The sequence below is a fragment of the Magnetospirillum sp. WYHS-4 genome (assembly GCA_039908345.1).
In the GTDB taxonomy this organism is placed as follows: domain Bacteria; phylum Pseudomonadota; class Alphaproteobacteria; order Rhodospirillales; family GLO-3; genus JAMOBD01.
The window spans coordinates 1-24,875 of sequence record JAMOBD010000016.1 but is presented as its reverse complement, the minus strand read 5'-3'; the positions used below and the strand labels follow the sequence as shown (position 1 = coordinate 24,875).

At 66.3% G+C, this 24,875-nt stretch carries 24 protein-coding genes and 2 pseudogenes; 11 read left to right on the top strand and 15 right to left on the bottom strand.

Translation table 11 applies throughout. The features are described from left to right. Window position 1: 1 nt before the first annotated feature. Window positions 2-421, bottom strand: a complete 420-nt coding sequence (locus H7841_06880) for a hypothetical protein (protein ID MEO5336599.1) — start codon at window positions 419-421, stop codon at window positions 2-4. 153 nt (window positions 422-574) lie between these two features. On the opposite strand from H7841_06880, the gene H7841_06875 reads away from it, so the two are divergent. From H7841_06875 to H7841_06855, 5 genes are all read left to right on the top strand, one after another. Next, window positions 575-865, top strand: coding sequence for a hypothetical protein (locus tag H7841_06875; protein ID MEO5336598.1), 291 nt, complete (start codon window positions 575-577; stop codon window positions 863-865). A gap of 136 nt (window positions 866-1,001) precedes the next feature. Next, window positions 1,002-1,325 carry an iron-sulfur cluster assembly accessory protein gene (locus tag H7841_06870; GenBank protein MEO5336597.1) on the top strand — a complete coding sequence of 108 codons (324 nt, stop codon included), beginning with the start codon at window positions 1,002-1,004 and terminating at the stop codon, window positions 1,323-1,325. 13 nt (window positions 1,326-1,338) lie between these two features. After that, complete coding sequence (gene nifV, locus H7841_06865) at window positions 1,339-2,505, top strand: homocitrate synthase (protein MEO5336596.1); 1,167 nt, start codon at window positions 1,339-1,341, stop codon at window positions 2,503-2,505. A gap of 17 nt (window positions 2,506-2,522) precedes the next feature. Continuing rightward, window positions 2,523-2,855 carry a nitrogenase-stabilizing/protective protein NifW gene (locus H7841_06860; protein ID MEO5336595.1) on the top strand — a complete coding sequence of 111 codons (333 nt, stop codon included), beginning with the start codon at window positions 2,523-2,525 and terminating at the stop codon, window positions 2,853-2,855. A 16-nt stretch (window positions 2,856-2,871) separates the two neighbouring features. Further along, on the top strand, window positions 2,872-3,144 hold the full coding sequence (locus H7841_06855; protein MEO5336594.1) for a hypothetical protein: 273 nt from the start codon (window positions 2,872-2,874) through the stop codon (window positions 3,142-3,144). Here the strand turns inward: H7841_06855 and H7841_06850 are convergent. The 4 genes from H7841_06850 to H7841_06835 are packed head-to-tail and all read right to left on the bottom strand — an operon-like array spanning window position 3,141 to window position 8,004. Then, complete coding sequence (locus H7841_06850; protein MEO5336593.1) at window positions 3,141-3,974, bottom strand: sugar phosphate isomerase/epimerase; 834 nt, start codon at window positions 3,972-3,974, stop codon at window positions 3,141-3,143. The two genes, H7841_06855 and H7841_06850, sit on opposite strands and share 4 nt — an antisense overlap. Beyond that, complete coding sequence (locus tag H7841_06845) at window positions 3,971-4,486, bottom strand: flagellar basal body-associated FliL family protein (protein ID MEO5336592.1); 516 nt, start codon at window positions 4,484-4,486, stop codon at window positions 3,971-3,973. Before H7841_06845 ends, H7841_06850 begins: the two co-directional genes overlap by 4 nt. 54 nt (window positions 4,487-4,540) lie before the next feature. Next, window positions 4,541-5,005 (bottom strand): peroxiredoxin, encoded by a 465-nt coding sequence (locus H7841_06840; protein MEO5336591.1) that lies wholly within the window; start codon window positions 5,003-5,005, stop codon window positions 4,541-4,543. Continuing rightward, complete coding sequence (locus H7841_06835) at window positions 5,002-8,004, bottom strand: bifunctional [glutamine synthetase] adenylyltransferase/[glutamine synthetase]-adenylyl-L-tyrosine phosphorylase (GenBank protein ID MEO5336590.1); 3,003 nt, start codon at window positions 8,002-8,004, stop codon at window positions 5,002-5,004. Before H7841_06835 ends, H7841_06840 begins: the two co-directional genes overlap by 4 nt. 79 nt (window positions 8,005-8,083) lie before the next feature. Between H7841_06835 and H7841_06830 the strand changes: the two genes are divergently transcribed. Beyond that, entirely contained in the window at window positions 8,084-11,413 is a 3,330-nt protein-coding gene (locus tag H7841_06830; GenBank protein ID MEO5336589.1) for a DUF3971 domain-containing protein, read from the top strand. Here the strand turns inward: H7841_06830 and ptsP are convergent, their stop codons facing one another. The 5 genes from ptsP to H7841_06805 are packed head-to-tail and all read right to left on the bottom strand — an operon-like array spanning window position 11,414 to window position 15,213. Further along, window positions 11,414-13,171, bottom strand: a complete 1,758-nt coding sequence (gene ptsP, locus H7841_06825) for a phosphoenolpyruvate--protein phosphotransferase (protein MEO5336588.1) — start codon at window positions 13,169-13,171, stop codon at window positions 11,414-11,416. A gap of 8 nt (window positions 13,172-13,179) precedes the next feature. Further along, window positions 13,180-13,467 (bottom strand): HPr family phosphocarrier protein, encoded by a 288-nt coding sequence (locus H7841_06820; protein MEO5336587.1) that lies wholly within the window; start codon window positions 13,465-13,467, stop codon window positions 13,180-13,182. Continuing rightward, entirely contained in the window at window positions 13,464-13,874 is a 411-nt protein-coding gene (locus H7841_06815) for a PTS sugar transporter subunit IIA (GenBank protein MEO5336586.1), read from the bottom strand. The genes H7841_06820 and H7841_06815 overlap by 4 nt, the downstream gene beginning before the upstream one ends. A 36-nt stretch (window positions 13,875-13,910) precedes the next feature. Further along, complete coding sequence (gene rapZ, locus H7841_06810; GenBank protein ID MEO5336585.1) at window positions 13,911-14,783, bottom strand: RNase adapter RapZ; 873 nt, start codon at window positions 14,781-14,783, stop codon at window positions 13,911-13,913. Further along, on the bottom strand, window positions 14,776-15,213 hold the full coding sequence (locus tag H7841_06805) for an HPr kinase/phosphatase C-terminal domain-containing protein (protein ID MEO5336584.1): 438 nt from the start codon (window positions 15,211-15,213) through the stop codon (window positions 14,776-14,778). Before H7841_06805 ends, rapZ begins: the two co-directional genes overlap by 8 nt. Before the next feature lie 133 nt (window positions 15,214-15,346). Between H7841_06805 and H7841_06800 the strand changes: the two genes are divergently transcribed. Then, on the top strand, window positions 15,347-15,865 hold the full coding sequence (locus H7841_06800; protein MEO5336583.1) for a hypothetical protein: 519 nt from the start codon (window positions 15,347-15,349) through the stop codon (window positions 15,863-15,865). A 35-nt stretch (window positions 15,866-15,900) separates the two neighbouring features. On the opposite strand, the pseudogene H7841_06795 reads toward H7841_06800, so the two are convergent. After that, window positions 15,901-16,125 (bottom strand): annotated as a pseudogene (locus H7841_06795) (IS5/IS1182 family transposase). A 142-nt stretch (window positions 16,126-16,267) separates the two neighbouring features. Between H7841_06795 and H7841_06790 the strand changes: the two are divergent. From H7841_06790 to H7841_06780, 3 genes and pseudogenes are all read left to right on the top strand, one after another. Then, a pseudogene (locus H7841_06790) lies at window positions 16,268-16,419 on the top strand (transposase). A gap of 184 nt (window positions 16,420-16,603) precedes the next feature. After that, a complete protein-coding gene (locus H7841_06785) occupies window positions 16,604-17,740 on the top strand; it encodes a radical SAM protein (GenBank protein MEO5336582.1) in 1,137 nt (378 codons plus the stop codon). A gap of 9 nt (window positions 17,741-17,749) precedes the next feature. Next, window positions 17,750-19,234 (top strand): glycosyltransferase family 4 protein, encoded by a 1,485-nt coding sequence (locus tag H7841_06780; protein MEO5336581.1) that lies wholly within the window; start codon window positions 17,750-17,752, stop codon window positions 19,232-19,234. Here the strand turns inward: H7841_06780 and H7841_06775 are convergent. Further along, a complete protein-coding gene (locus tag H7841_06775; protein ID MEO5336580.1) occupies window positions 19,218-19,880 on the bottom strand; it encodes a class I SAM-dependent methyltransferase in 663 nt (220 codons plus the stop codon). The two genes, H7841_06780 and H7841_06775, sit on opposite strands and share 17 nt — an antisense overlap. Before the next feature lie 77 nt (window positions 19,881-19,957). On the opposite strand from H7841_06775, the gene H7841_06770 reads away from it, so the two are divergent. Beyond that, window positions 19,958-20,824: an NAD(P)-dependent oxidoreductase gene (locus tag H7841_06770; protein ID MEO5336579.1), complete on the top strand. Its 867-nt coding sequence runs from the start codon at window positions 19,958-19,960 to the stop codon at window positions 20,822-20,824. Here the strand turns inward: H7841_06770 and hisG are convergent. The 3 genes from hisG to H7841_06755 form a co-directional block, all read right to left on the bottom strand. Next, complete coding sequence (gene hisG / locus H7841_06765; protein MEO5336578.1) at window positions 20,808-21,686, bottom strand: ATP phosphoribosyltransferase; 879 nt, start codon at window positions 21,684-21,686, stop codon at window positions 20,808-20,810. The two genes, H7841_06770 and hisG, sit on opposite strands and share 17 nt — an antisense overlap. A 70-nt stretch (window positions 21,687-21,756) precedes the next feature. Next, a complete protein-coding gene (locus tag H7841_06760; protein ID MEO5336577.1) occupies window positions 21,757-22,905 on the bottom strand; it encodes an ABC transporter substrate-binding protein in 1,149 nt (382 codons plus the stop codon). 97 nt (window positions 22,906-23,002) lie between these two features. Then, the coding region (locus H7841_06755) for a PAS domain-containing sensor histidine kinase (protein ID MEO5336576.1) at window positions 23,003-24,875 on the bottom strand (1,873 nt) is incomplete at its 5' end.

Below are 24,875 nucleotides of genomic sequence, written 5' to 3'. Positions count from 1 at the left end.
GTCAGCCCTTGGGCCCTTGGGCCATCAGTTTCTCGTTGTAGGCGCGAACCATTTCCTCAAGGGGGTCGATCTCGACCGCGGCCTTGATCTCGTAGAGGCGCGCCTGGAGTTCCAGCCCCGAAACCCCCTTGACGGCGGCATCCTGGGTTTCCTTGACCTGGGTCTGGATGCGGGTGAGCTTGCCGCTCATCGTGGCCAGCGCCGCCAGCACCTTCTCGCGGTCGGCACTGGCGTTGGCCAAGGCCTCCTGCGCCGCCCAAAGCTGCTCGCTCACCTCGGCCAGTTGCAGGGCCTCCAGGTGTTGGGCCTGCAAGACCTGATCGAAGGCCTGGGCCAACTGCCGGTTTTCCTCGGCCAGTTTCGCGGCCTTGGACTCGGCCTGGGCCAGCAGGTGAATCAAATCGAGTTTCGAGTGCACCATCGCCCTGCATCCTACGCCCCACGCCCGACACTCCAGGCATATCCCCTCCCCGGTCGCCTGGCAATGGACTCTGGAGCCAATCGAATTGCCCTGGGCTGGCATTCGGCTCGGGACTCCCCATATGGAAGAGCAACCGGACCCAGGAGGTTCCCCATGACCTACAATGTCACCATCCGCCATACGGAGCACGTCGCCCAAGGCGACGGCAATATCCACAGCCTGCTTTGCGAGAAGCGGGATGGCGCCGACGAGGCCGACGTTCTCGACCATGTCCGCTTCGAGGGCATCTGGGACGGCGTGGCCGCCATCGAAACGGCCGGCGCCACCGGCAAGACCCTCTATTCGGTGGACACCGGCCACCAGGAATTCCCGAGCGACGCCCATATGCCGAAAATGGGCCATGACTTGAAATCCGAATGCGATTTCGAAGGTCGCCTGGGATAAGACGATCCCGACAAGCCTTGTCGCGAAGCCGACAACGTCGACAAAGCATAATTCGTGCTTTACCAATGAGTTAGACTTGGCCCGCAGCTTGCGTATCCTCCTTGGGACGCCACAAGAGGCGCCCGAGGAGGATGACATGCTGGCGATGACTCCCAATGCCGTCCTGGCCGCTCGATCCGCCATGGCGGACGGCGAGGGCACGGAAGCCGGGCTGCGTGTGGCCGTCCAGTCGGGCGGCTGCGCCGGCCTGCGCTATGCCATGGGCTTCGAACCCGCCCCCCAAGACGATGACACCGTCGTCGACTGCCAAGGCCTGAAGGTCTTCGTCGACCCGGCGAGCGCCCTCTTGCTGGACGGCGTCACCATCGATTTCGTGACTCGCCTGGAAGGGGCGGGCTTCACTTTCGACAACCCCAAGGCCCAGGGCAAGTGCGGCTGCGGCAAGTCCTTCGCCTGCTGAGGAAGGAGCGGCCATGGTCGTCATGAACGACACGACGCTGCGCGACGGGGAACAGACGGCCGGTGTTGCCTTCACTCGCCCGGAGAAGCTGGCGATCGCCCGCGCCTTGGATGCCGCCGGCGTCCCCGAGATGGAAGTGGGCATCCCGGCCATGGGGCCGGAGGAACAGGATGACATCCGGGCCATCGTCGGCCTCGGGCTCGCGGCGCGACCCATCGCCTGGTGCCGGATGCGCGAGGACGACCTGGCCGCCGCCCTGGCCACCGGCGTCACCATGGTCAACCTGTCGATCCCGGTTTCCGACACCCAGTTGGCCGGCAAGTTGGGCCGTGATCGGTCTTGGTGCCTGCGGCGCATCCGCGAGATCGTGCCGCTCGCCCTGTTCCGCGGCCTCGATGTTTCCGTCGGTGGGGAAGACTCCTCCCGCGCCGATCCGGCCTTCCTTGCCGATGTGGTGCGCACCGTGGCGGCAGTCGGCGCCCGGCGCTTCCGGTTCGCCGATACGCTGGGCATCCTCGACCCCTTCCGGACCCGGGAATTGTTCGCCGCCCTGCGGCGAACCACCGATATCGAATTGGAAATCCACGCCCATGACGATCTGGGCCTGGCGACCGCCAATTCCTTAGGGGCGGTTCTGGGCGGCGCGACTCACGTCAGCACAACCGTAAACGGCTTGGGCGAGCGGGCCGGAAACGCGCCCCTGGAAGAAGTCGCCGTCGCCCTGGAACAAATCCACGGCTTGGCCTCCGGCATCGACGCCCGGTCCCTGGGCGATGTCTCGCGGCTCGTCGCCGAGGCGTCCGGGCACCCGGTCCCGGCCAACAAGAGCATCGTCGGCGAGGCCGTCTTCACTCATGAATCCGGCCTGCACGTGCATGGCCTGCTGCGCGATCCACGCACCTACCAGGCCCTCGATCCCGCCAAGTTCGGGCGCCGCCACCGCTTCGTGCTGGGCAAGCATTCCGGCGTCAGCGCGGTGGTCAACGCCTATCGTGACCTGGGGCTCGCCGTCGCTCCGGCCCAGGCGCGGGCCATCCTGGCGCGCATCCGGACCCACGCCCAGGATACCAAGCATGCGCCTTCTACCGAGGACCTGCACCGCTTTCTCATCGAAACCGCCGGCATTCCCGGCCTCGCCGGCGGCTTGGCGTCCCTGGCCGGCCCGGCCCTGCTGAACTGAGCAAGAGGAGAAGAGCCATGTGCGATGCCCGCCTGTGCGATGTCCGGAAAGGCCTGAAGGACCTGTCGGCGGCCGAGGATTTCTTCCGCTTCTTCGAGGTTCCCTTCGAGCAGCACCGCCTCGACGTCGCGCGCCTGCACATCCTGAAGCGCATGGCCGATTACCTGCACCTCGACAACACCGACAGCATGGACGACGCGACTCTCTGGCGCACCTGCAAGGAGACCCTGGAGCGGGCCTACCGGGACTTCGAGGTAGCCGGTCCTCTCGAAAGCCGGGGCTTCAAGGTCCTGCGCCAAGCCACCGGCTTCGTGCCGCTATCCAGCCTCCACTCCCAGACCAAGAGCTGATTGAAAGGACCATCCCATGCAGCAATTCATCGTCTGCTTCGACCTTGCCGGAAAGAAGCCCTCCGTGTCCGAGGTCGAGCACCGCATCGACGCCCTCAAGGCGGCCGGTACGGCCAAGCTGCTCGACCGGGTCTGGCTGATCAAAAGCCGCATGTCGGGCGAACAGATCTACGAACACCTCAATTCGGTCATGGGGACCGCCGACCGGCTCCTGGTGGCCGAATCCCCCAGCGGCACCTACCGCGATCTGCTCACCGCCACCCCCCAGGTTCGCAAGCTTTGGATTTAGGGGATTCGGGCTCCCATCATCCCCGCCACCCAGTCGTAGCCGGCCTGGATTTCCGGGGTGACCTCCGCCACCGGGTATTCGAAGATCACCTTGGGCGGCCGGGGATTGGCGACAAGGACGATTTCCATCACGGCCGCCAAGTCGATCCAGCCATCCCTGGGATGCTGGGAAGGATGGAGGGGTGTGTGGTGGTGGAGCCGGGTATGTTCCGGCCCCGTGCTGTTCCAGAGATGCAGGGACCGGGCATGGGGCGCCAGGACCCGGATGTCGCCCAGGAAGTCCCGTTCCCGCTTCAGCGCCCCCAGGAAGGTATGGCCCACGTCGATGCAAAGCCCCAGTTCCGGATGCGCCGTGACGGCCGCGGCGAAGGTGGCGGGGTCGTTGTAGGAATCGGTATAGGCGGCGAATTCCACGTCGATGGGCAGGCCGCGTTCGCGGCTCAGGCGGGCGAAGCGGGCGCAAGCCTCCACGGCCAGGTCGCGGGCCCGGACCGGATCATGGGTATCGGTGGGGCCGAAGGTCAGGTGGGTGACCAAGTACTCCGCGCCGAAGCGCTCCGCCAGGTCCAGGGTGTGTTCGACCAACCGGAAGGACCGTTCCCGCTTCGCCGCGTCCTCGGAGAGGAAATAGCAGGTTACACCCACCTGGGGGAACCAGTCCGGACGATGAACGGGAACATGGAAGCTGACCGCCCGCCGTCCTTCCCCGGCCAAGTCCGAAAGAATGCCGTCCAGGCCGGCGATTTCCGCATCCGTGAGGTCGAAGAATTCCACCCGCCCCAGGCCGCGATGGATCAGGCTGGCTTCGGGAACCCGTTCGGCCGTGGTCATTGCAGCAGGAATTCCTTGAACAGCACGGCGCGCAACTTCACCGGCTTGCCGCCCGAAACGACGATCATGTTGGCGATGTCAAAGCGCAGCTTCTCCGACCCCGCCGCGCCGCGGAGATCGTTGGCCGTCAGGTCGCGCAGGTGGACCTTCAGCTTGTCGATCAGAAAGGGTTCGATTTCCTTCAGGATGGTCACGTCCTTCTCGTCGGTCACCGCCAAGCGGACCTTGAGCTTGAGGAAGGGCGTCCGGCACTGGTCGGTCTTCAGGTCGACCACGATATCGGCCATTTCGTGCATGAGCGGCGGCTTGAGGGCGGCGTTGGGGTCGATCTTCTCCTCTCCGGCCTGTTCGCCGGGAGCCTTTTTCCCGCCCAAGAAAAAGAACGCCGCGCCGCCACCGGCCAAAAGAACCACCAGGGCCGCCGCCACGATGACGATCAGCTTTTTCTTGCCGCCCTTTCCCTTTGCGGGACCGGCGTCTTCTCCGTCGTCTTCTTCCAGGTCCTTGACCATGCCCTGTGTCCCTTGCCCGACCCCGGCCCCCATTCAACCAGAGCCGTCCCCCGGTTACAACTCCCGCGCCGCCTTCAACACCTCGTCGGCATGGCCCTCCACCTTCACCTTGCGCCATTCGCGGCGGATGACGCCCTGGCGGTCGATGAGGAAGGTGGACCGCTCGATGCCCATGAAGCTGCGTCCGTACTGCTTCTTTTCCTTCCACACCTCGTAGGCTTGGCAGAGCGACGCTTCCTCGTCGGCGAGCAGGACGAAGTTCAGTTCCTGCTTCTTCTTGAAGCCCTTGTGGCTCTTGATGGAGTCGCGGGACACCCCGACCACCACCGCGCCGACGGCGTCGAAGGCGGCCTTGCGGTCGCGGAAGTCGATGGCCTCGCGGGTGCAGCCCGGCGTGTTGTCCTTGGGATAGAAATAGAGCACCACGACCCGGCCCTTCAGATCGGACAGAGCCAAGTTGCCGCCGCCGTCGACCGGCAAAGGGCAGGATGGAGCGGGATCGCCGGGTCCAACGGTCATGGGGAATGGTCCTCCTTGGGGGGTGGCAGGCTGGCGGCCGGATTTTCGATCATTTCCTTGAAGATGTCGTGAACCTTCGCCGAGGTTTGCCGTATGCGGTTCTCCAGCGCCCCGAAATCGGGACAATCGCCGAGGCGCGCCAGCATACCACGCAGGGCCTCCGGAACATCCTTTTCCCTGCCCTGGACGAAATAGCCGGGAATGGTTAGGCGCAGCAGGCCCTGCAAAGCCTGCCAGAGATCCAGGGCTTCCAACAGCGTTCCGGCCAGGGCCGGTGCCAGACAGCCGGCGTCCCGCAGACGCTCCAGCGCCAGGTGGGTGTTCTGGGACAGGGCCTCTGGCTGGACTTGGCCGTGGCGAAGCTGCAGGTATTGGGTGAGGAACTCGATATCCACCAAGCCGCCGCGCAGGTGTTTGACCTCCCAGATGAAATCCGTGTGGTGCTCCGCATCCATGCGCCGCCGCATGTCGGCAACGTCCCGCAGCAACCGGTCGGCTTCGCGCGGCCGGGTCAGGACCTCGCGGATGATGGCCTTGACCGCGTCGCCCAGTTCGGGTGGGGCGGAAATCGCCCGGGCCCGCGTGAGCGCCATGTGCTCCCAGGTCCAGGCCTCCTCGCGCTGGTACTTGGCGAAGGCTTCCAGGCTGACCGCGATGGGCCCGGCCTTGCCCGATGGCCGGAGGCGCATGTCCACCTCGTAGAGCGCCCCTTCCGCCGTCTGGGCGGTGATGGCGTTGATGAAGCGTTGGCTCAGGCGGGCGAAGTACTGGCTGGGAGCGATCGGCCGGAGGCCGTCCGAAGCCTCGGCCCCGCCGGTATCATAGACGAAGATCAGGTCCAGGTCGGAGGCCGGCGTCATTTCGCGCCCACCCAACTTGCCCATGGCCAGTATCGCCATGCCCCGGCCGGGAAAGCGGCCGTGGATCTTGGCGAAGTCGCCCTCGACATGCGGATACAAGCGGGCCAGCGCAGCTTCCGCGACGGTACTGAGGGCCAGGGCGGCGGCGCGCGGGGCAATCAGACCTTTGAGGCTCTGCACCCCGATCTGGAACTTGCGGTCGGCGACCCAGCGCCGTGCCAGATCGAGCAGGTCCTCGAAACTAATGGCCTGGCTGAGCACCCGGTCCATCTCCTCCAGCAGTGTTTCCACCGGCGGCGGCGGTTCGAAGAAGCCGGGGGCCAGGACGCTTTCGAGTACCTGCGGCCGGTGGGCCAGATGCTCGGCCAGCTTGGGAGCCGCTCCCATGATCTCGGCGAGCAGGTCGAGCAGATGGGGATTGACCCTAATCATCGAAAAGAGCTGCACCCCGGCCGGCAGGCGCGACAGGAATTCGTCGAACTTCAGGAAGGCGGCGTCGGCATCCGGGGTCGCCGCCAGGGCCTTGAGCAGGCGGGGCATGAATTCGGTAAGGATCTCGCAGGCCTTGCGGGTGCTGGTCGCCCGGTAGCGGGCATGGTGCCAACCCCGCACCGTGGCGTCGACGACCGCCGGATGGCGGTAGCCCATGGTTTCCAGGGTGCGGTAGGTGTCGGGATCGGGGTCGCTGCCGGTGAAGACCAGGTTGCCGGGGATATCGTCCATGCCCGAGAGCGCCGGCGAGTCCTCGAACAGTTCGGCGTAGCGCTGTTCGACCTTGCGCAGGTGGCCGACCAGGTCCTGGGCCAGGGCCCGCCGGTCGTCGTAACCCATGAAGGCGGCCAGACGGTCCAGTCCTTCGTCCGTCTCCGGCAGGGTCTGAGTTTGTTCGTCGTTGATCATTTGCAGGCGGTGTTCGAGGCGCCGCAGGTAGTGGTAGGCGGAAATCATCTCTCCCGCCGCCTCGTGGGACGTCCGGCCTTCGGCCGCCAGGGCCATCAGGGCCTTCTCGGTGCCGGTCTGGCGGAGCCGGGGCTCGCGGCCGCCGAAAATCAACTGCTGGGTCTGGGCGAAAAACTCGATCTCGCGGATACCGCCCCGGCCCAGCTTGATGTTGTGACCGGCCACGGCGATGCTGGCGCCGCCCTTGTGGGCGTTGATCTGGCGCTTGACGGCGTGCACGTCCTGGATGGTGGCGAAATCCAGGCTACGCCGCCAGACGAAAGGCTTCAGGCCGGCCACGAAGGCTTGGCCGGCTTCCAGGTCGCCGGCCACCGGGCGGGCCTTTATCATGGCCAGGCGTTCCCAGTTCTGGCCGACGCTTTCGTAATAGAGTTCGGCGGCCAGCACCGAAATGGCAATGGGCGTCGAGCCGGGGTCGGGTCTCAAGCGCAGGTCGGTGCGGAAGACGTAGCCTTCCTCCGTGCGGTCGTCGAGCAACCGCACCAGGGTCTTGGTGACGCGTACGAAGTGGCCTTGCAGGGCGTCCGGATCGTCGGTGGCGACCTTTTCCGGATCGAACAGCACGATCAGGTCGATATCGCTGGAATAGTTGAGTTCCCGCGCCCCCAATTTGCCCATGCCGATCAGGATGTAGCCCGAATCCCGTTCCGGATCGTCCGGATGCCGGAGCGTGAAGGCGCCGCGCGCCGCCTGGACCCGCAAGGCATGGGCGGCGGCACAGGAGGCGGCCTGGGCCGCGAAATCGGACAGGGCCTCGGTGACCCGCTTCAAGCCCCACAAGCCGGCGATGTCGGCGAAGGCCACCGCCAGGGCGATTCGCCGCTTGGCACGCCTGAGGGCGGCGGAAAGTTCGGCCTCCTCGATGGCACGGCGGCGCAGGCCATCCAGTTCGCCGCTCACCTCGCCGACCACCTTGTCCGGCCCCTCTCCCAGTACCCGTAAGAGACTTCCGGGGTCCCGCTCGGCGCAAAATGTCAGATAGGGACTGTTGCCGAACACCCCTTCCAAAAGCTTGCGGAGCCGGGGGTTTGCGATGGTCGCCGCCGCTCTGTCGGCAAGCCCGGCATCCCCGTCTTCGCGGGCGGCTTCCAGCCAGCGCTCGATCCCGATGCGGGCCGCCTCCCTTTCGGCTGGGCGGGGAAGTCCGGCAAGGTCGACGGGATGGCCGAAAAGGTCCATTTGAATTAACTCCGTTTTCACGCACACTGCGCAACGTTAAGGGGGTGGTCAAGGGCGACGGGGCGGAAAAGGATCGTCGGTGATCAAAAGGACTTTCCGGGGACTGATCCAGATCCTGGGCGGACTCGGCGCGGGCCTGGCGATCGTCACGGCCCTGGCCGCGTGGCGCTTGTCGTCGGGACCGATCTCATTGACCTTCCTGACGCCACACCTGGAACGCATCCTGAGCGAGGCGCATCCAGATATCCGGGTGCGGCTGGACGATACCATCCTGACCTGGGGTGGCTGGCAGCGGGCCCTCGACATCCGGGTGGTCAACGCCCGCGCCATCGACCCGCTGGAGACCGTGCTGGCCCGGGTGCCCGAGTTGTCCTTGTCGCTGAGCGTCGCCGCCTTGGCGCGCGGCGTCGCCGCCCCCCGGCGACTCGAACTCATTCATCCGTCCCTGACCCTGGTCCGGATGAAGGACGGCCGCCTGCAGGTCTCGCTCGGCGGGGACGCCGCCGTCGGCGAGGGCGAAGAGGCCCCCGAGCAGGGCACGGCGCTCACCCGCATGCTGGAGCAGTTGACCGAGCCCCCCCGGCCGGAACTGCCGCTCAGCTACTTGGCGCGCATCGACGTGATCGAGGCGGACCTGACGCTGATCGACCACATGCTGGGGGTATCATGGCGGGCCCCGGCGGCACGCCTGCACCTCAGACGGGACGACGCGGGCCTGAGGGGCGAACTGTCCTTCGACCTCGCCGTCGAGGGACACAAGGCGCACCTGGCCCTGCTGGGCGATTACCGCACCCAGGACCGACGCCTGGATTTGGGCCTTGAGTTCGACGGCCTGCGCCCCGCCCTCTTCTCCCGTCTTGCTCCGGCCCTGGCACCGGTGGCGGCGCTTGAGTTGCCGGTCCACGGCACGGCCAGCCTGAGCCTCGACAAGACCGGCCAGATCGAGGCGGTCGGCTTCGATATCAAGGGCAGCGACGGGCACTTGGCCTTGCCCGATCCCTTCGCCCAGCGGATCGCCGTGAAGGCCGTCACGCTGAAGGGACGGGCCGGAGGACCCGACGAGAACCTGATCGTCGAGCACCTGGGCATCGACTTCGTCGATGGAGCCCGCCTGCTGCTGCCGGCCCCCACCAACCACGAGATGCCCATCCGCACCCTGCGGGCGGCGGGCGTTTATTCGGGGCAGGCCAGAACGGCCGACATCTCGCTCCTGGAAATCGACCTCTCCGGTCCCCGCCTGAGCGTTGCAGGACGGGCGGAAGGCATCGCGAGCGCTCCCGGCACCACGGTAACCGCCCATGCCCTTCTGGCCGGCACCCGAACCGATGACCTCAAGCGCTATTGGCCGAAAGCCTGGGGCAGCGATGCCCATGCCTGGGTAACCACCCACATGTCCGAGGGCGGGGTCCCCCGCGCCGAGGCCGACATCGCCCTGCGTTTCCTGCCCGATGGAAAGGTCGCCCTGGAATCGCTGACCGGCGACATGGACATCGAGAACGTCACCGTCGACTACCTGCCGCCCATGCCCAAGGCGCGCAAGGCCTATGGCCGGGCCACCTTCAATCCCCAGCGCTTCGACATCGTTCTGTCACGCGGAGAAGTCCGCGACTTGGCGGTGCGCAAGGGCACGGTCTTCCTGACCGGCCTCGACCAACGCGATCAATTCGCCGACATCGAACTCTTCATCGACGGGCCGGTGCGCGGCGCCCTGGAACTGGTGGACCATAAGCCTTTGGGATTCGCCAGCGCGCTGGGCGTCCTGCCGGCGGGGGCGCGGGGCACCGCCCATACTCGCCTGAAGCTCGACTTCATCCTCGAAAAGACCGTGACCATGGATCAGGTGGACGTGGCGGCGGAAGCGGCCCTGAAGGGCCTGCGCCTGGCCAATGCGGTCCTGGGACGCGAAGTCGGCGATGGCGAGTTGGACCTGAAGGTCGACAAGCAGGGCATGGACGTCCGGGGCAACATCCGCTTGGCCGGCGTTCCGGCAACCCTGCTCTGGCGACGCAATTTCGGCGACAAGGCCGCCGTGGTCAGCCATTACGACCTGCGGGGTCGTATTCCCGACGTCCGCAACACCGAGGATCTGGGCTTGGGCCTTGGCCCCTTCGCCGGAAACTATGTGCGCGGGGCGGCCGACATCGCCCTGCAGTTCACCCAGTTCAAGGGCGGCCGCAACCGGCTCAAAGCCAGCGCGGACCTGAAGGACCTTTCGGTCGATATCCCGGCCATCAACTGGTACAAATCGATGGGCGTGGAGGGCAAGGCCGACCTTGGCTTGGTCCTTCAGGGCGAGACGGTGACCGACATCGAGGAGTTCTCGATCGTCGCCTCCAACCTGGTGGTGACCGGCGACGCCGTCTATTCCAAGGCCGGCACCGGTCTGGATCGGCTGCGCTTCACCCGCTTGGCCTACGGCAACGGCCGTACCGACATGAAGGGAACCTTGACGCCTCAGCCCGACGGCGGCTGGAAAGTGGCGTTGTCCGGCGCCGCCTTCGATCTCGCCCCGGCCCTGGAGGACAAGCCCCACGGCGCGACGGCCAAGCCCGACCAGCAACCCTGGGACAGCCTGGCCCTCACCGTCGACGTCGATCTCGACACCATCTGGGTGTCGAAGGACCACAAGCTCCGGCGCATCAAGGGAAGCCTGAACCGGGCCCGCGAACTTTGGCGGTCGGTCGGCCTGGAAGGACGCGACGAGGGCGGCCAGGCCTTTCGCATCCGCGTGGTGCCCGAGACGGCTGGCAAGCGGGCCCTGACCGTCCATGCCGACGACGCCGGCTCCTTCCTGAAGACGCTGGGTTTCTACGAGAACATGATCGGTGGAACCCTGGACATCCAAGGGCGGTACGACGACACCGATGCCGCTTCGCCCCTGGCGGGAACCCTGGAAATCAAGGACTACCGGGTCCGCAATGCCCATCTGCTCGCTCATCTCGTCAGCCTGGCGGCGATCACGGGCATCCTCGACGGCCTGCAGGGGGAAGGCATCGGCTTCCTCAAGCTGGAAGCCCCCTTCGTCTACCGCGACGGCATCGCCGAGGTGAACGAGGCGAAAAGCTCCGGGGTATCGCTGGGCTTCACCGCCTCGGGACGCATCGATACCGTCCACGATACCTTGGACATGCAAGGGACCATCGTCCCCGCCTATGCCCTCAACACCTTCCTTGGCAACGTGCCGATCCTGGGCGAGATCCTGACGGGAGGAGAAAAGGGCGGCGGCGTCTTCGCGGCCCGCTACCGGATCAGCGGGCCTTCGGACAAGCCCGAGGCGACGGTCAACCCGCTTTCCGCCCTGACGCCCGGCTTCCTGCGCAACTTGTTCGACATCTTCGACGACCCCAAGGCCAAGACTCCCGAAAAGAAGGCCCCCCAGGGCAAGGAAGCTCCCTCGGGCGGCCTTTGATCAGGCCAGGGCGTTGAAATCTTCCAGCAGCATGGTGATGCGGCCGGAATCCACCTGGTCCATAATCAGGGTGGCGCGGCGGATGGCCGCTTCGACGTCAAGGGTGTGCAGGCGTTGCTTGACCCGCGGGATGGAACTGGCGGTCATGCTGAGTTCACGCAAGCCAAGACCCAGCAGCAGCGCCGTGTAGCGGGGATCGCCCGCGATCTCGCCGCAAATCCCGATCGGTATGCCGGCCCGGTGGGCGGCGGTGGCGGCGAACTGAATCAGGCGCAGCACCGCCGGATTCAGGGGATCGTAAAGGTGCGCCACGTGTTCGTCGGTGCGGTCGATGGCCAACGTATACATGGTCAGGTCGTTGGACCCGATGGAAAAGAAGTCGCAGGCCCGAGCGAGGCTGTCGGCGGAAAGCGCCGCGCCCGGCACCTCGATCATCACCCCCAGCGGCGGCAGGGGATTGGCGAAACTGGCCTTGCGCCGCTTCAGGCGCTTGACGGCGCGGGCCAGCACGTCGCGCGCCCGCCGCACCTCGGATACCGTGGTCACCATGGGCAGCAGGATGCGTACCGGCCCGTGGGCACCCGCCCTGAGGACGGCGCGGAACTGGGTCTCCAGCACTTCTTCCAACACCAGGGACAAGCGGATGCCGCGCAGGCCCAGGGCCGACGAAGCGGTGTCGGCGTAATCTCCCATAAGGGCCGCCGACGTCTTCTCCCCGCCCACGTCCAGGGTGCGCACGGTCACCGGCTTGCCGTCCATCCGCTCGACCACGCCGCGCAGCAATTCGTACTGCTCGTCCTCGGTCGGGATGGTCTCGCGGTTCATGAACAGGAACTCGCTACGCAACAGCCCGATACCGGCGGCCCCCACCTGGACGACGCCACCCATCTGTATGGGCAATTCCACATTGGCCATCAGGGTGACCGGTATCCCGTCCCGGGTCACCGAGGGCTGGCGGCGCAGGCGGGCCAGAGTCCGTTCCTCGCGCAGGCCCTCCGACTTGCGGCGACGGTAGGCTTCCAAGGTGTCGGCCGAGGGATTGAGGATCACCCGTCCCTGGGCGCCGTCGACGATCAGGAGGGTGCCGGCCCGCACCCCGCGCATCAGGCCCGCCACGCCCAGCACCGCCGGAATTCCCAGGGCCCGCGCCATGATCGCCGTATGGCCTTCGGCACCGCCCAGCAGGGTGGCGAAGCCCACGACGTTGGCGGGGTCGAGCTGCGCCGTGTCGGCCGGCGACAGGTCCTCGGCCACCACGATGCTGTTCTTCGGCAGGTTGGCGAAGGGATTGCGCGGCGCCTCGTGCAGGTTGTGCTGTAGACGCTGGGCGACGGCGCGGATGTCTTCCACCCGGGCCTTGATGTAAGGGTCGTCCATGGCCGAGAACTGCTCGGCGATGTCGGCCAGTTCCGCCTGCACCGCCGATTCGGCGTTCACCCGGTCGCGTTCGATGCGTACCAGCACGCCGCGCACCAGCCGCGAATCCTTGAGCATTTGGATATAGGCGTCCAGCAGGTCCTGCAGGTCCTCTTGCGATCCCTTGGCGGCGCGGGCCTTGGAGCGCAGTTGACCGATCTGGCGCCGAGCGCGGGCCTGGGCCGCGCGGAAGCGGTCCAGTTCCTTGGGCACCCGGGCCGCCGCGATACGGTACTCGGGAGCCGACATCATGCCGGCCTCGCGCACGAAAGCCACGCCGACCCCGATGCCCGGCGATACGCCAAGCCCCTCGAAGACCATCTCGGCGGCGCCATCGATCATGGGGGTCCCTATTCTTCCTCGTCGAAACGGGCGTCGATCAGAGCTACCAAGGCATCCAAGGCCCCCTGGGCCTGAGGGCCCCTGGCCTCCAGGTCGATCTCGACGCCGATGGCGGCGGCCAGCATCATCAGGCCCATGATGGAAACCCCGGATACGGACGTCCCGTTGCGCGACACCTGGATTTCCGCCTGGAAGTTTCCGGCCAGCTTGGCGAACTTGGCGGCGGCGCGGGCATGCAAGCCACGCTGATTGCGGATGGTGGCGCTACGGCGGAGGGTTCCCTCGTCGCCGTTCATTTCTTGCCTTCCTGGGTCAGCAGATGAGACGCGATATTGATGTATTTGCGTCCCGCCTCCTGGGCACAGGTCGCTGCCGAATCCAGGGTCGCCGACTTGCAGGCACTGGCCAGCTTGACCAGCATGGGCAGGTTGACGCCAGCGATGACCTCGACGTTGGCCTTGTCCATGATCGAGATCGCCAGATTGGACGGCGTGCCGCCGAACATGTCGGTCAGCACGATGACGCCTTGGCCCTGGTTGACGCGAGCCACCGATTCGAGGATGTCGCGGCGCCTCTGTTCCATGTCGTCCTCGGGGCCGATGCAGACGGCCACCGTGCTGGGCTGGGGGCCGACGACATGCTCGAGGGCGAGGATCAGTTCCTCCGCCAGCCTGCCGTGGGTTACGAGCACCATTCCGATCATTGTTCTTTTCCCTCCCGGAACTGGCCGGAGCATGCCTCAAGCGGCCGAAGGTTCCAAGTCCCGATGGCGCAGTTGTACCGGTTGGCCGCGATCTCTCATCCAGGCGGCCAGCCGTTCGGCGACGAAAACCGAGCGATGACGACCTCCGGTGCAGCCCACCGCGATGGTCAGATAGCTCTTGCCCTCCGCCGCGTAGCGGGGCAAGAGCGGCAGCAGAAGGGCTGTCAGTCCGTCGAAGAAGCGTTGGAAATCCGGATCGCGCGCCACGAATTCGGCCACTTTGGAGTCCTGCCCCGTCAAGGGCCGCAGGGCCGGATCGTAGTGGGGATTGGCGAGAAAGCGCACGTCGAAGACCAGATCGGCCTCGCGTGGCAGGCCGCGCTTGAAACCGAAGGACGTGACGAAGACCGCGAGCCCGCGTGGGCCGCCCTGCCCGAAATGCCCGGCCAGGATGCGTTTCAGGTCGCCGGGCGCCAAGCCCGTGGTGTCGATCACCAGATCGGCCCGGTCGCGTAGCGGGGAAATGGCGGCGCGCTCGCGGGCAATGCCGTCCTCCACCGGCCGGTCGCCGGCCAAGGGATGACGGTGGCGGGTCTCGGCGTAGCGGCGACGCAGTTCCTCATCGTCGCAATCGAGGAACAACACTTGGACCTTGACCTGTCCGTCGGCCGCCAAGTGGCCGATGCCCCGCACGAAGGATTCGATGCCGAAATCGCGGGTCCGGATATCGACGCCGATGGCCAAGGGCCGCGGCAAGGGTGTGACCAGCCGTTCCAGAAGCGACAGCGGGAGATTGTCCAGGGCCTCGAATCCCAGGTCTTCGAAGGCCTTCAAGGCGCTGGTCCTCCCGGCCCCCGACATCCCGGTGACCAGCACCACGGAGCAGGAGGAGCGGAACTCGTCAACCATCGGCGCGAGCCAGATCGCCCCGAGCCAGCCGCAACGCGAGGCGCAGCTTGGCCGGAGCCGAGGATTGGAAAGGGTCCAGCCGGACCAAGGGCAGGGCCAAGCCGTAATCGGTGCAGACGGCTGGCTCGGGCAGGCGGTCGACAGCCCCGGCCGGAACCAGATCGACGACCAGGGCCACCGGCGCCTCGGGCAGGCAGCCGACGCGCAAAACACCGATGCCGCGGACCTCGATCAGCCCGGCAATGGTCTCCGGCGCGGTCGCCACCAGCCGGCCGCCCTTGACCTCCAGGTCGGCGTAGTCGTCGGCGACCAGGCGCGCGCCCGCATCGATCAGGCGCAAGGCAAGGTCCGACTTTCCGCCACCCGACGGTCCCCGCAACAGCAGGCCGACCCCGTCCAGGGCTACGCAAGTGACATGAACCCTTTGCATGGGGCGGAGGTTGGAGCCGTCCGGCCCGGCTGTCAACCCGTGTCTTTGTTCCCCGTGTCTTTGTTCGCTTGGCGAAAGGCGTCGTCGGCAGTATGTTACATTGGCGGGAATGGCACCGGGCGGGGGCTGCCGGATGGCTGACGATATCGACATTCTTGACGGTCTGACGATGGAAGAAAAGTCGGACTTCCTGGAATTCCAGAAGCGGGTGGAAGGCACGAACATCAACCGCAACACCTTGCTTGCAACGGATTATTTGAATCATTTCAATGAAATCGTGATGACCCTCGACATGATACCGATGATGCCGGAGTTGCTGGAGGAGGCGAAGGCCTGGAAGCCGAAAACCTATGCCGAACACTTCCGTGACAGCACGTTCTCCGACAGGGAACTGGCCATCGAAGCCTACAAGCACGTGCCGAAGAAGTTCCGCATCGCCTTCGAACGGACGATCACCCAGATGGCCCACATCGTCGCCGCCGCCATCAGTCGCGTGGAAAAGGAACTGGAAGCCGGGAATCCCGGCCCGTTGCAGGAATCCGTCTCGGCCGCCACCCAGATGCTGCAGAAGTTGACCGACCATGCTTCGGCAATCATCCACGGCAGCGAGAAGACCATGGACCAGTCGGCGATCGACAACTTCCTCGGCTAAAGCGGTAATTTATCAACGGCTCCTAGGGCGTGTCGTCAGTTGAGCCAGAATAGCACCGAGACGAGTTGAACTGCCGCGAGGAAATAGCGAGTTGCGATCGCCCGGAAGCCTTTGAGTTTGCAGAAGAAGCGTTCAACAAGGTTCCGCTCTCGATAGAGGGCGAAGTCGGTTTCGCGTCTTATGAGGCGGTTGGCTTTGGGCGGAATGACGGGGGTAATTTCGCGCTCGACCAGGACTTCAATCAAGGCATCTGCGTCGTACTAAAGAACCGGACGCGGCGATTATCGATGCGGCCTGCGCAGCATCGCCGCCGTCATCTGCGCCCGCACCGACAAGAAAACCGGACGGACGGCCAGCGAAACGCGGCTCTACATCGCCTCCCTGCCGCCCAAGGCCAAGCGCATTCTCGACACCAGCCGCACCCTTGGGGCATCGAGAACAATCTCCACTGGACCCTCGACGTCACCTTCCGCGAGAATGCCTGCCGATCCCGCAAGGACAATGCACCCCTGAACCTCGCTCTCGTCCGCAAAATCGCCCTCAATCTCGTCAAGCAGGACAAGTCCTGCAAGCTCCCCCTCAAGCGCAAACGCCTCAAGGCCGCCCTCATTGGCCGTTAACGATTCATGGGTTCGCCCTGGGCTGCGCCTGAGGCCGCTTCCGCCCTGGGTCCGCATGATGTAGAATGACCAGTGGCGCGAGTGGCGCCACCGGTCAGAATGACTTCGGCGAGGACAGATGACAGTCTCCTCCACCCGGCCCGCCTCCGAGAAACCGGTGGCGGCCGACACGAGCGGCAGCGAAGCCGCTCCCGTTCAGGTCTACAGCAATCTCAAGGCCCTGGCCTTCCCGGATCGCCTGGACGCCCTCAGGCACGGCCGTTTGGCCGCACCGGTGAACATCCGGATCAAGCCGATCAACCACTGCAACCACGATTGCTGGTACTGCGCCTATCGGGTCGGCAACCTGCAACTGGGCCAGGACATGGATGAGCGCGACGCCATCCCGCCCGCCAAGATGATGGAGATCGTGGCCGACATCGTCGCCATGGGGGTTAAGGCGGTGACGTTTTCCGGCGGCGGGGAGCCCTTGATCTACAAACCCCTGCCCGACTGTATCGAGCGTCTGGCGGCGGGCGGGGTGCGGGTGGGCGCCCTGACCAACGGCTCCAACCTGAAAGGCCGGGTCGCCGACGCCTTCGCCGCCCATGCCACCTGGGTGCGGGTTTCCATCGACGGCTGGGACGGCCCCAGCTATGCCAAGGCCCGCCACGTGGCCGAGGACGCCTTCGACAAGTTGATCGCCAACATGGAATCCTTCGCGGCGCGCGGCAGCCATTGCGTCCTGGGGGCTTCGATCATCATTGGCGAGGGCAATCACGAACATCTTTTCGATCTCTGCCGCCGGCTGAAGGCGACCGGCCTGCAGCAGGTCAAGCTGGCCGCCGTCATCACCAGCAACGACGGCCGCGAGACCAACGCCTATCACCGCCGCTTGGCGCCCCGGGTCAACGAAGAGATCGAACGCGCCATGGAACTTCGCGGCGACGGGTTCCAGGTGGTCAACCACTATCACCTGGTCACCGAGCGGTTCGAACATCCCTACCACGTCTGCCCGACCATCCAGTTCACCCCGGTGATCGGCGCCGACTGCATGGTCTATACCTGCCAGGACAAGGCCTATACGGAAGCCGGCAAGCTGGGATCGATCAAGGACCGTTCGTTCCGGGAATTCTGGTTCTCGGAAGAGAACCGGCGCCGGGCCTATGCGGTCGATCCCTCGATCCACTGCCCGCACAACTGCGCCAGCCACCAGAAGAACATGCTGGTGACCGACTTCCTGGCCACCGACGAGGACCATCTGGCGTTCGTCTAGGGGGGTAATGTGACCGGCCAAGCGGACGCAAGACTCTACGAGGCCTTTTTCGAGGAGTCCTCCCTACCCTATTGCGACATCGACGCCGCCAGGGCCTTTCTGGCCGACGCGGCGGCCGCCTCGCCCTTCGCCCAGCGCGCCCTGATCGAGCAACAGATTTTGCCGCTCTTTCGCCCCGGAACGCCGCAGACCGGACAGCCGGACATTCTGGGAAGAGTCGCAACCCTGGCCCGCGAGGGCGGGCTGGCCGAATGCTTCGCCGCCCACGACGCCCGCATCCTGGCCGGTCCGCTGCGGCCTTTCGTCGAGGCGGTCAACCGGCCCGATCCCGACGGATGCCGCCGCGTCCTGTTCGTCGCCACCACGCCCTACTTCGTCATCCTGCGCGAGGCCATGTATCTGAGGCGGAACGGGCATAAGGTATTCCTGCTCTCCCTGTCGCCCCTGCCCCAGAACCTGTCGGCGATGTTCGCGGCACATTTCGACGGCTTGGCCGATACCCGCAACAGCTTTCGCCTGATGCGGGCCGTCCTGGCGGCCCTCAGGCCCGATGTGGTCCATGTCCAATGCTGGATGTGGATGTACGTCCTGGGCCGACTGGCCATCGAGTCCTGTCCCGACGCCGCCGTGGTCTGCGAATTCTACGACGCCACCTCGCTTTTCGCCGCGCCCGCCGACATGGCCATAAAATGGGACCGGCGGCTGATCGACTTCGATATCACCCTGGAGGCCTTCATCCTCCGCCATGCCGATGCCGTCGTGTCGCGCTATTCGCCCGCCGTCGCCGCCGCCTGGGCGGAGCGCCAGGGAGCCCGACCCCGCTATCTGGAATTCCAGCCCTACCCCTGCCCCGAGTTCGGTCACCCCGGCGCCCCGCGCGAAGACGGGCCGATCCGGCTGGTCTATGCCGGTTCCTTCCTGCCGCCCGACAAGGACCATCCGCCCTCGTTGTTCCCAGAGGTCTCCATGCCCGGCGTGTTCCGCAGCCTGCTGGACCAGGGCTTCGCCGTGGATATCTACCACCCGCCCCAGGTCGATCCGGCCAAGCTGGGCCCGCAGTTCGAGCCTTACCGCCGCCTGGAGAGGGAATGCGACCGCTTCCGCCTGTTGCCCGGCATCGCCCCCGACCGCTTCGCCGAAGCCATTTCCGGCTACGACTACGGGATTCACCTCTTCGATTTCGACCCCCGGGTCCTGCGTCTCGATCCCTTGTGGATGCAAGGCGTCATGCCGACCCGGTTCTTTTCCTACCTGGAAGCGGGGCTGCCCGGCATCGTCATCGCCGAATACGGCGACATGACCAGGCTGCTGGAAGACCACGGCATGGGCCTCGGCCTGCCGGCCAAGGATATTCCCCGGCTGGCGGAGGTTCTCGGGCGGACCGACCGCGACGCCCTGGCGGCCAACGTGCGCCGCTACAACGAGGCCCACGGGATGGATAAGGAGATCTTCCGCCTGATCGGCCTCTACGACGAAATCATTCGAAATAGATGAAGCCGAAATCGCCCGTATAGCCGGCCTTGGCGAACAGCCATTCCCATTCGGCGGGCGTATGGAAGGCGCGGCAGGTAAGCTGCCAGTAGAGCAGGTTCGCCTTTTCCTTCTCGTCCCGGTAAGCCTCGACGCTCAGGTAGCGGCCACCTTTGGCCACCCGCTCCAGTTCGCCCAAAGCCCGCCAAAGGTCAGGCAGGAACAGGTTGTGCAGGGCGGTCAAGCTGACCACGAAGTCGAAGGAGCGGTCGGGCCAGGGCAGGTCGGAGGCCGTGCCCTGGACCAGATGGGGCCGCACCTCCTCCTTGGCATGGGCGATGGCGTAGCCGGAAATGTCGAGGCCTGCGATTTCGAGCCCCGGCACCGCCTGGGCGAGTTCGTAGAGAAGGAATCCCTTGCCGCAACCCACATCCAGCACCCGGTCTCCCGCCTTCAGTCCGTAATGGGCCGCCATGCGGTCGGCCACTGGGCGCCAACGGCCGTCGTAACGGTAGCCCCCGTAGCCCAGATGCCGGGGCCCGTCCCAGTATTCCTCGCCGAAGCGGCCGGCCAGGGCGGCGCATTCCGCCTTGTCGTGGGCGGTCACCCGGCCGATGTAGTCGCGCGCCGTCCGCCGGTGCAGGTCCTGGACGAAATCGAGGTAGGGCATGGCGATCTCCTTGATCCGGGCCGATGGTAGCAGACATGCGGCTTGAGGTCAGGGGGCGGCTGTGCCAAAGCTTGGGCATGGCACGGATTCTTCTGCTGGGGCATACGGGCAAGATGGGAACGGCGCTGGACCGCGAACTGGCGGCCGGCCACGAGGTCATGGGACGTGCCTCCGGCGACTTCGACGCCGCCGATTTCGCCGCCGTGACCCGCCTGATCGCGGAGACGAAGCCCGAAGCGGTCGTCAACACCATCGCCCAGGTTCGTCTCGACGACTGCGAACGGGCCCCGTCCGAAGCCTTCCGGATCAATACCCTGTTCCCGCAACATCTCGCCCGCCTGGGGGCGAGCCGGGGTTTCCGCCTGATCCATTTCAGCACCGATTCGGTATTCAGCGGCGCCAAGGGCGACTTCCTCACGGAGGACGACCTCCCCGATCCGGTCAGCACCTACGGCTTCACCAAGTACATGTCCGAGGTCGTGGTGCGCGAAGCCCTGGAAGCCCACTATATTTTCCGCCTGCCGGTGCTGTTCGGCGGCGGCGGCCGGCGCACCCAGTTCCTGGAACGCATGCTGGACCGGGTCCGGGCGGGGGAACGCCGGCTCAAGGTGGTGACCGACATGATCGGGACGCCGGCCTACGCCAAGGACGTAGCCGCGACGGTTAGCAGGGTGCTGGACGAGCGGCGGCCCTACGGACTTTATCACTTGGCCAACACCGGCCAGGCCTCCCTCTACGAACTGACCGTCGAAGCCTTGCGGATGCTGGGGTTGGAGGCGGATGTGGAAAAGGCGACGCTCGCCGACTTTCCCGCCCCGGCCCGGCGCAGCACGACGACTCCGCTCCGCATGACCAAGCTCCCGCCGCTGCGCCCCTGGCGGGAGGCCCTGGCCGAATACTGCGCGACCGAGGAAGCCCCCGGCGCCCTCAGCAGACGTTCTTGAGATCGATTTCCAGGATGCCTTCGGCGCCCGCCGCGCGCAGACGGGGAATGAGATCGCGCACGCTGCGCCGTTCGACCACGGTTTCCACCGCCACCCAGGCCGGGTCGGTGAGGTGCGAGATCGTCGGGGCGTGCAGGCTGGGCAGTAGCTTGGAAACGTCGTCCAGCTTCGCCGTCGGCGCGTTGAGCTTCAGCAGAACCCGATGGCGGGCGGCCAGCGCGCTTTGCAGCATCAAGGCGATCTGGTCGATCTTGGCCTTCTTGAAGGGGTCCTTCAGGGCCTCCTTGTTGGCGACCAGCACCGTATGGGTGTGCAGCAGGTCGCAGACGATGCGCAGGCCGTGGGCCTTGATGGTGCTGCCGGTTTCCGTGATCTCCACCGCCGCGTCGGCCAGGCCCTCGACCACCTTGGCCTCGGTGGCGCCCCAGGAGAACTCGACCTTGGCCTCGACGCCCCGTTCCGCCAGGTAGCGGCGGGTGAAGCCCAGAAGCTCGGTGGCCACCGTCTTGCCCTGCAGGTCCTCGACCTTCTGGATCGGCGAGTCGCGGTCGACCACCAGCACCCAGCGGCAGGGCTGGTCGGACGCCTTGGAATAGACCAAGTCGGCCACCACCTCGACGTCGGCCTGGGTCTCCATCACCCAGTCGATGCCGGTCAGTCCGGCGTCCAGGGTGCCGCCTGCCACGTAAGAGCCCATTTCCTGGGACCGCACCAGGGCGCAGGCGATCTCGGGATCGTCGATGGTGGGAAAATAGTTGCGCGAGCGCGACCGGATATCCCAGCCTGCCTGCGCGAACAGACTGACCGTGGCTTCTTCCAGGCTGCCCTTGGGGATGCCCAGCCGCAGTTGCTTGTCGCCCATCGTTCCGCTCCCACTGGAAAACGACGGGGGGCGCCGGAAGCGCCCCCCGGATTGCAGTTCCGTCCGCGACTTAGTCGGCCAGCGTCCAGTCGCCCTTGCGGATTTCAAGCATCCGGAAGGAGGAAAGATCAAGCCCCATGTGGTCGGTGGGGCTCATGTTGACGATGCCGCCGGTGCCGATATAGCCGGAGGTCTTCTCGATCTCGTCGCGCACCTTGGCCTTGTCGGTTCCGCCCGCCCGCGCCATGGCGGCCAGCGCCATGTTCAATCCGTCGAAGGCATGGCCGCCGAAGGTGGAAACCTCGGCCTTGAAGCGGCCCTCGAACTCGGTCTTGAACTTCATGGCGACCAGCTTCTGCGGATCGTTGCCGGCCAGCTTGTCGGCCACCAGCACCGCGGCGGCGGGCAGGCGGATGCCTTCCGCCGCATCGCCGGCCAGTTCGATGTACTTCTTCGAGGCTACGCCGTGCGACTGATAGACCGGCAAGGCGATGCCGAGCTGCTTGATGTTCTTGGTCACGATGGCCGGCCCCTGGCCGAAGTCGGCGTTGAGAATCGCCTGCACGCCCGCCGTGCCCTTGATCTTGGTGAGCTGCGGCGTCATGTCGGTGTCCTTGGGGCCGTAGGTCTCCTTGGCCACCAGATCGATGCCGTAGGCGGGCGCCAGCTTCTCGCATTCGCCATGCATGGACTTGCCGAAGCCGCCGGTGCCCGAGATCAGGGCCACCTTGGACAGGCCGCGCTTCTGCATGTCGACGAAGATCTTGGCGCAGGCCATCTTGTCGGTGTGCGGGGTCTTGAAGACCCACTTCTTCACCGGTTCGACGATGGGCACGCCGCCGGCCAGCGAGATGAAGGGAACGCCCGCCTCCTCGGCCAGCGGAATCACCGCCATGGTCTCGCCGGTGGTCGAGCCGCCGACGATCACGTCGACCTTGTCGCTGTCGATCAGGCGCTTGGCGGCCGTCTTGGCCTTTTCCGCGTCGCCCGCCGTGTCGTAGTGGACCAGTTCCACCTTGCGGCCCAGCACGCCGCCCTTGTTGATCTCCTCCAGCATCATCTGCAGGGTCTTCAGTTCCGGATCGCCCAGGAAGGACGCCGGGCCGGTGACCGAGAGAAAGGCGCCGATCTTGATCGGCTCCTTGGCCGAGGCCATGCCGGTGAAGGCCAGTAGCGCAGCCGCGGCTACCGCGCCACGCTTGAAGATAGAACGAGTCATGGGTATCCCCCTATGTCAGCCTGTGCCTGTCGAATTCCCCGCCCGAAAGGGCCGTTAGATAAAACGGGATTACGCCGGCCGGGTCAACGGGGAGGATTCACCCCAGCCCCGGCGTCGGGAACATCGGAACGTCGTCGGCGGTTCCGCCGGCCGGCAAGTGGCAGGTTACCGTGGTCCCCTTGCCGGGGACGGAGCGGATTTCAACCCGGCCCCCATGCAACTCCACGAACTGCTTGACGATCGACAGGCCCAGGCCTGCCCCGGCCGGTTCGGCATCCACCGGCGGCGCCGCGCGCTCGAAGCTGCCGAACACCCGGTCCAGGTCGGCCTGAGGAATGCCGACTCCGGTGTCGGCCACCAGGATCGCCACCTCGGTATCGCCGCGCCGGGCCGCCAACAGAACCGTCCCGCGGGCCGGGGTGAACTTGAGCGCGTTGCCCAGCAGGCCGAAGAAGACTTGGCGCAAGCGCCTTTCGTCGGCGACGATCCAGCCGATGTCCGCCGGGCAGTCGAATTCCAGCTTCAGGTTCTGGCGCTTGGCCCGTTCTCGGACCAGGCCCAGGACGCCGATCAGCATGGCGTGCAGGTCCACCGTGTCCAATTCCAGGCGCAACAGGCCGGCTTCGATGGATGCCAGGTCCAGGATGTCGCTGACCACCCGCATCAGGCCCTGGGAGGCATCCAGGATGCCCTGGCTGTATTCGAGTTGCCGGCGATTGAGCTTGCCGAAATATTCCTGGGTCAAGGTCTCGGCGAAGCCGACGATGGTGGTCATCGGCGTCCGGATTTCGTGGCTGACGTTGGCGATGAAGGCCGATTTCAGGCGGTTGGCCTCGTCCAACGCGGTGGCACGTTCGCGTAGTGCCATTTCCACCTGGGCGCTGTCGGTGGCGTCCAGGTAGCTGAGCAGCACGGCACCGTCGGGCAGCGGCACATTGGCGAAATCGAGGATGCTGCCGTCGCCGCGTACCAAGCGGCCACGATGCGGCTCGCGACCGGCGATGCGGGCGACCACGCGGGCACGGTGCTGTTCCCAGGCGCCGGCCACCTGAACGAAGGGCCGGGTCCGCTCGACGAAATCGGAAACGTGGGCCCCCGGAGCCAAGTCCTCGGGCGCCAGGTGCCAGATGCGGCGGAAGGCCGGATTGGTCAGGCGTAGCCGGCCGTCGCCGCCGAAGACGGCGATGCCTTCGTGCAGATTGTCCAGGGTCTCGCGCCGCACCGCTTCCAGGGTATGCAGGTCCCGTTGCAGGGCGAGACGTTCGGAGACGTCGTCGCAGGCCATAATCAGGCCACCGGCGTCGCGGGGCGTGAAGGAAACGCGCACCGTGCGCCCGTCGGGCAGATGCCACGGGCCGCTGATCGCTTCCGGCTTGCCGAACCGTTCCAGCAGGCCTTCCTTGAAGGCCTTGAAGTCGGCCGGCTCGGGCAGCCGGCGGCGCTCGCGCGCCTCGTCGAGAATTTCACCCAGGCCGGGCCGGCCCGTCAGACGCTCCGGGTCCAGGCCCCAGAGGCGGGTGTAGGCCCCGTTGGCCCGGATCAGCCGAGTGTCGGGGGCGAAGATGGCGACCGCGGTTTCCAGGCCCTCCAGGATATCCTCCGGCAGGCCCGGAGGAGGAGGGGGCGGCGGCGGTGCCGGGCGTTCCCGGGCGAAGCCCGCGGTCCCGACCCAACCGCGCACCGGGGTTTCGGTCACGTCGAGCACCATGGCCTCGCCGCCCGAGCCGATACGCCTCGGCTCGACCTGCGCCGTGCCGCCATCGCGGGCCCGCGCCGCCAGATCGCCGCCGGTCAGGTCGGCAACCAGGTCCGGCTGGCAGGCGCGGTTGGTGAAAGCGACATCCAGGCTCCCGTCGCGTAGCCAGATGGGAATCGGCAAGGCGTCCAGCAGAGTCTGGAAGCTGTCGTAGGCGGCGGCCAGGGCATCGGGCGGGGCGGCCGGGGCGGCCGGCGCCGCCGTTGCCGCAGGA

Excerpts from the sequence above, each read along its gene's own strand:
- H7841_06880 (MEO5336599.1), bottom strand. The coding sequence starts at position 421 with ATGGTGCACTCGAAACTCGATTTGATTCACCTGCTGGCCCAGGCCGAG.
- H7841_06875 (MEO5336598.1), top strand. The coding sequence starts at position 575 with ATGACCTACAATGTCACCATCCGCCATACGGAGCACGTCGCCCAAGGC.
- H7841_06870 (MEO5336597.1), top strand. The coding sequence starts at position 1,002 with ATGCTGGCGATGACTCCCAATGCCGTCCTGGCCGCTCGATCCGCCATG.
- nifV (MEO5336596.1), top strand. The coding sequence starts at position 1,339 with ATGGTCGTCATGAACGACACGACGCTGCGCGACGGGGAACAGACGGCC.
- H7841_06860 (MEO5336595.1), top strand. The coding sequence starts at position 2,523 with ATGTGCGATGCCCGCCTGTGCGATGTCCGGAAAGGCCTGAAGGACCTG.
- H7841_06855 (MEO5336594.1), top strand. The coding sequence starts at position 2,872 with ATGCAGCAATTCATCGTCTGCTTCGACCTTGCCGGAAAGAAGCCCTCC.
- H7841_06850 (MEO5336593.1), bottom strand. The coding sequence starts at position 3,974 with ATGACCACGGCCGAACGGGTTCCCGAAGCCAGCCTGATCCATCGCGGC.
- H7841_06845 (MEO5336592.1), bottom strand. The coding sequence starts at position 4,486 with ATGGTCAAGGACCTGGAAGAAGACGACGGAGAAGACGCCGGTCCCGCA.
- H7841_06840 (MEO5336591.1), bottom strand. The coding sequence starts at position 5,005 with ATGACCGTTGGACCCGGCGATCCCGCTCCATCCTGCCCTTTGCCGGTC.
- H7841_06835 (MEO5336590.1), bottom strand. The coding sequence starts at position 8,004 with ATGGACCTTTTCGGCCATCCCGTCGACCTTGCCGGACTTCCCCGCCCA.
- ptsP (MEO5336588.1), bottom strand. The coding sequence starts at position 13,171 with ATGATCGATGGCGCCGCCGAGATGGTCTTCGAGGGGCTTGGCGTATCG.
- H7841_06820 (MEO5336587.1), bottom strand. The coding sequence starts at position 13,467 with ATGAACGGCGACGAGGGAACCCTCCGCCGTAGCGCCACCATCCGCAAT.
- H7841_06815 (MEO5336586.1), bottom strand. The coding sequence starts at position 13,874 with ATGATCGGAATGGTGCTCGTAACCCACGGCAGGCTGGCGGAGGAACTG.
- rapZ (MEO5336585.1), bottom strand. The coding sequence starts at position 14,783 with ATGGTTGACGAGTTCCGCTCCTCCTGCTCCGTGGTGCTGGTCACCGGG.
- H7841_06805 (MEO5336584.1), bottom strand. The coding sequence starts at position 15,213 with ATGCAAAGGGTTCATGTCACTTGCGTAGCCCTGGACGGGGTCGGCCTG.
- H7841_06800 (MEO5336583.1), top strand. The coding sequence starts at position 15,347 with ATGGCTGACGATATCGACATTCTTGACGGTCTGACGATGGAAGAAAAG.
- H7841_06785 (MEO5336582.1), top strand. The coding sequence starts at position 16,604 with ATGACAGTCTCCTCCACCCGGCCCGCCTCCGAGAAACCGGTGGCGGCC.
- H7841_06775 (MEO5336580.1), bottom strand. The coding sequence starts at position 19,880 with ATGCCCTACCTCGATTTCGTCCAGGACCTGCACCGGCGGACGGCGCGC.
- H7841_06770 (MEO5336579.1), top strand. The coding sequence starts at position 19,958 with ATGGCACGGATTCTTCTGCTGGGGCATACGGGCAAGATGGGAACGGCG.
- hisG (MEO5336578.1), bottom strand. The coding sequence starts at position 21,686 with ATGGGCGACAAGCAACTGCGGCTGGGCATCCCCAAGGGCAGCCTGGAA.
- H7841_06760 (MEO5336577.1), bottom strand. The coding sequence starts at position 22,905 with ATGACTCGTTCTATCTTCAAGCGTGGCGCGGTAGCCGCGGCTGCGCTA.